This window comes from uncultured Meiothermus sp., from assembly GCF_937863175.1.
GTDB lineage: Bacteria > Deinococcota > Deinococci > Deinococcales > Thermaceae > Meiothermus.
In genome coordinates, this window is sequence record NZ_CALMCQ010000437.1 from 1 (window position 1) to 4,814 (window position 4,814).

The 4,814-nt window shown below is 60.3% G+C and carries 3 protein-coding genes; all 3 read right to left on the bottom strand.

Features of this window, described 5'->3' with window-relative positions; all coding sequences use genetic code 11:
• Positions 1-733: extracellular solute-binding protein (locus tag Q0288_RS16270; RefSeq protein ID WP_299432813.1), on the bottom strand; the 733-nt coding region annotated here is incomplete at its 3' end.
• Between the two features lie 225 nt (positions 734-958).
• The gene (locus Q0288_RS16275; RefSeq protein ID WP_299432816.1) at positions 959-2,923 is read right to left on the bottom strand and encodes an SLC13 family permease; all 1,965 of its coding nucleotides are present in this window, start codon (positions 2,921-2,923) and stop codon (positions 959-961) included.
• A 132-nt stretch (positions 2,924-3,055) separates the two neighbouring features.
• Complete coding sequence (locus Q0288_RS16280; protein ID WP_299432818.1) at positions 3,056-4,231, bottom strand: glycerate kinase; 1,176 nt, start codon at positions 4,229-4,231, stop codon at positions 3,056-3,058.
• Positions 4,232-4,814 lie beyond the last annotated feature (583 nt).

Genomic DNA, 4,814 nt, shown 5'->3' on the forward strand with positions numbered 1-4,814 from the left:
TATTGGTTCGCACAAAATCCACCAGGGCGAACTGGGCCTCGGCCATATTGCGGCTGCGAGCAGCATTGGAGCGAACCAGGTTGTGTAAATACTCGAGGCTCTGCACCACACTGGCATCGGTAAAGTTGGGGCGGCCCTCGCGCACAAGTTGCCCACCCCGGCTCATCACCACTGCGTTGAAGGTATAAATGTCGCTCACGATGGTAAAACCACGGGCTGCCCGGGTGGTCAGTTGCCCCGCTACTGCTGCCAGCGCTTCCCAGGTCTGGGGCGGGCTCAGGCGGCGGGCGACCATCTGGTCGGCATTGAAAAACAGCACCGGCAGGTGTAGCTCTACGGGCAGGGCATAGGTTCTGCCTCGAAAGCGCCCGGTCTCCAGCAGGCCCGGATAGAAATCGCCCGGTAAGCTGCCGAGGTATTCATCGAGCGGCAGGGCCAGGTTTTCCTGCACAGCCCGGCTCACAAACGAGACCTCGCCGTAGTAGAGCTGGGGTGCATTGCCCGCCCGCAGTGCGGCCATAAGCCGGATGCCACCTTCACGCAGGTCGCCCACATACCGGGACACCACGCGGTAGTCGCGCTGGCGATCATTGAAGCTGGCAACGATTTGCTCGAGGGCCTCTCGTCCAGGGGAGTCCAGGGTATGCCAGAAGGCAATTTCTACGGGTCTTTGGGCATATGCCATGCCCAGCAGCACCACCACAAAAAATACCGGTCGGAGCAAAACCTTCACGCCTCAGCTTAGGGCAGGTTTCTGAATACAGTCTGAAGGGTTCCGACAGCCATCCTGAACTTCTCGATCCAACGCAACTTTTTCGACTCCAGATCCCAGCAGGTTTAGTAGCAACCCCCTGAGCCAAAAAAGGGAGCATCCGCTGGGGAAGAACTTCGCAAGGCTACCAGCCTCAAAGTATCTACCCGGGATGGCTCTCAAAGGGATTGTCTTGATCCGATGTTTTCAATCATCGTCGTCTCGCTCCGGTTCGATTCTGGTGCGCTCGAGGGCCGCGTCGGGCAGCGGGGACGCCACAGGAGCAGAGCCCGACAGAGGCTGGGGAGTTGTAGAGGGGGTCGGTTCAGACCGCGCGGCTCTGGAGGAGGTATCGAGCGGGGGATCCAGGGAAGCTGCGGGCCGGGCAGCCTCGAGCCTGCGGACTCGCTCCTGTTCCCGGCGCAGGTTTTCTTCAATCAACTGCTGTTTGCGCCGACGAACATCGGCCTGGCTAAGCTCAGAGGGCTTTCTGGCTGCGCTCGAGGCCCTGGGCTGCACAGTTCCTGGGGGTTGGCCTGCGCCCGGGCCGGGGGCAGCCCCGAGGGTTGCCGATGCAGGCTGGGGTTTATGCTGCGGGATGGGAGTTGTCTCACCAGCCGGTTTTGGCGGGGTGAACGGCAGAATCGCTGGTCGGCTCTGCCAGACTGGAGGCGGCGGTACCGGGAGGGGCTTGCGCTCAAGGCTCAGACCCATAGCGGGCCAGATTACGAAGGCAAATAGGCCAAGTAGAACTGCGTGTAGCGGGAGCAAGACGCTCGAGAGCCTGAACAAATCAGCCTGGTTGAAGGTGGGGCGCTCCATCTGAGCATACAGGCCCAGTGGCTTGGCACTCACCATCAGGGTCAGGCAGAAGCCTGCAGCAGCAGTAGCGATAAAAGCCAGGGCCGTGCTGCTGTAGCCCAGTCCAATGGCCAGCACCACCACCAGTGGCACCAGCACCGTTGAGCGAGCGCTCCGGCTCACAATCACCAGGTGCGAAAGCAGAGAAATCAAGATTATGATCCCGACCACCGCCCAGGGGCTGCTCCACGGACTGTTTTGCAGGCTGCTGAACAGGCTATCCACCATCAAACGGGCTGCGCCGGACTCCACCAGGGCTTCGCCGAGCTCGAGGGTCGCGGCCATAAAGAGCAGGATGTTCCACTCCACGCCCTTGAGACCTTCCTTAAACGAGATATTTCCAAAGCGAGGCAGTGTGACCGCCATCGCGCCCAGCAAAGCGACCAGGGTGTTGTTGATGCCGTGTAACGACTGGCTCATCCACAGCCCCACCAGCACCAGCACCACCCCCAGCACGTACCACTCCTGTGCGCTCAGCCTGCGCGGTAGACCCGTTCTGAACCCAGGTGTGGAAGCCAGGCTTGTGGAGCCCGAAAAGTGCTGACCACGCTCCTCTCTGGTCAAAAATAGACGCAGGATCACCCAGGTGGACATGAAGGTACTCACCAGCGCCAGCGGGGCTCCCAGAACCATCCAGCGAAAGAAATCCAGCCTTTCGCCGCCCATCCGCATGACCACATCGGCGGTAATCAGGTGTGCCCCGGCCCCTATCAACGAAGCCACCGCCGAGAGCAGAATCGCTGTCGGAAACAGGATCGCCAACGCACGCACCACCCGCCCTGGCAGCACTGAAGCAAAGACCATGAAGACCGGAAGCATCAGTGCGGCCCGCCCCGAGGTGGAGGGAATGAAGAAGGCGGTAGCGATAATCACTGCCGTGAGCGCATAGAACAGACCTTCAACACTACGGGTTTTGGCCGCCACCGCCAGGGCCAGCCGCTGGGCTAACCCGGACTGCTTGACCGAAACCGCCACAAAAAAGGCCGCCAGCAACAGCCAGACCATCGAGTCTCCCAACGACGAAAAAAAGTCTTCGGGCTTTTCGATGCCTACCACCGCGAAGGTCATGGCCGCCGCCAGGGCGATATAGGTGTCGTTGATCCTGGTGAACACCCATCCCACAATGGCCACCGCAAAGGTGAGGAAAGCCAGGCGGATGTGGAGGCTGTGCTCGTCGAGACCAAACCAGATGGAAAACACCACCGCCAGAGTCCCAGCAAACACCATCAGCGACCGAAGTGGAAGTTCGCCCAGGAATGGAATCCGTAGCGGTGTGTTGAGCGATTGGGAAAACCTCGAGGGTATGGTCATGCATGGCTCCGCTTTGTCAGAGGATAGTCAGGCTAAATACTTCGCTCCTTAGATGAAGGTTAGGCGGCTCTAATGCCCAGACTGCGGATTGAGGTTTGCCCGTTGCTGGCAGCTGCCCACCCGCGAACCGTGTTATCGCAGGGCAAACCTCTCGGAGCCTTGCCCTGCTAAGATCTGCCCCACCACTACCAGGCGCATGGCCTGGGTAATGGCATCGGCAACCCAGTCTTCGGCGTGTTGCATGGCCTCCTCGAGGCTGGCCGGATGCGGCATGATCGAGCCCACCCAGTTCAGCCCATGCCGGTGTAGCTCCTGCGAGCCCTGTCCCAGGCTTCCGCCCAAAGCCAGCACCGGCTTGCCCAGCGCCATGGCCTGTTGGGCCACCCAGTACGGCACCTTGCCCGTCGCGGTGGTGGCATCCACCCGCCCTTCTCCGGTAATGACCAGGTCGGCTTCGTGAAGGTGCTGCTCGAGTTTCAAGAACGGCCCCACCACCTCGTCCCAGGATAGAAGCCTGGCACCCAGAAAAGCCATCAACCCGGTTCCCAGGCCGCCAGAAGCCCCCGAGCCAGGCAGGCTGCCATACTCGACACCCTGTTGTTTTTGCAGGTGGAGGGCCAGGTTGGAAAGTCCGGCCTCGAGGATCTCGACCATCCCTGGGGTGGCTCCTTTTTGGGGGCCAAATACCCGGGCCACGCCGCGCTCACCCAGCAAGATGTTTTTGATGTTACAGGCAGCCAGCACCTCTACCTGCCCAGTTCGCGGATGCAGGTTGGAGGTGTCAAGTTCGGCCAGGTTGACCAGCGCGCCTCCGCCAAACTCGATCTCGAACCCATCCTGGTCGAGAAAACGAGCGCCGAGTGCCTGGGCCATCCCGACTCCCCCATCGTTGGTGCCGGAGTCTCCACAGCCAATCAGGATGCGCTTAATGTGGGGTCTCTCCAGCAAAGCGAGGATAATCTGCCCAACCCCGTAGGTGGTGGTGAGTAGCGGATTCCGGCAGTCTTTGGGAACCAGGCGCAAACCCGCCGCGCTGGCCATCTCGAGCACCCCCGTCTCGCCATCACCCAGAATGCCGTACTGTGCAGTAACACTCTGCCCCAGCGGCCCCAACACCACACTCTGGAAAAGCCGCCCACCGGTGGACTCCACCAACGCCTGCGTAAAGCCCTCTCCGCCATCGGTAAGCGGGAGCAGGGTAGTTCTTGCATCGGGCAAAACCCGCTCCACTCCACGCTGCATGGCCCTGGCCAGTTGAACCGAGGAAAGACTCTCTTTGAAGCCACCAGGAGCAATTAAAATCTTCATTCCACTACCTCCTCTAGAATGCCGCGCAGTGTAAAAGCACACGCTTATGCTGACCTTAGCCTGACATTAGACCGATTTAACCTAACACCCCTGTCTCGGCGGGGAGGTTGTTGTGGGAGAGCACTACCCCGGTATCCGTCGGTTGCCCCATCCTCCCAGCGCATAATTTCGTACGAGTGGGTAGTCGAAATTTCACCCGGGCTCTGCCAGCGCTGATAGGCGGGAGAACTCCAAGATCTCTTGCCCAGGAGAACCCAGCGCAGGCCAGAAAGCAATGTCTACTGGTCTTTGTGCACGAGCAACTCCACACCATAAGCCTGTAAACAGCAATCGCTGGGGCATGGCGTACACGACCCCAGCCCAGGACAACTTTCCGAATGCGCCCCGAACGGTACCATCAGCCATCCAGAGATCCCGCACCCGCCAGTCTGAATCGGCAAGTTGGAACCGAAGATGAATAGGGGGGCTAATACCAGATTCGGAACCCGACCGAAGGGAGCGCTTTTTTCGCCGACCGTCTGGGAGGGATGTGCTCCAGGATTCAAAAGGTAGCCTCGGGGTCTCCGGGTTGGAGGATGATCTT

Bases quoted from the DNA above. Each gene is read 5' to 3' on its own strand.
- Q0288_RS16275 (WP_299432816.1), bottom strand. From the start codon at position 2,923: ATGACCATACCCTCGAGGTTTTCCCAATCGCTCAACACACCGCTACGG.
- Q0288_RS16280 (WP_299432818.1), bottom strand. From the start codon at position 4,231: ATGAAGATTTTAATTGCTCCTGGTGGCTTCAAAGAGAGTCTTTCCTCG.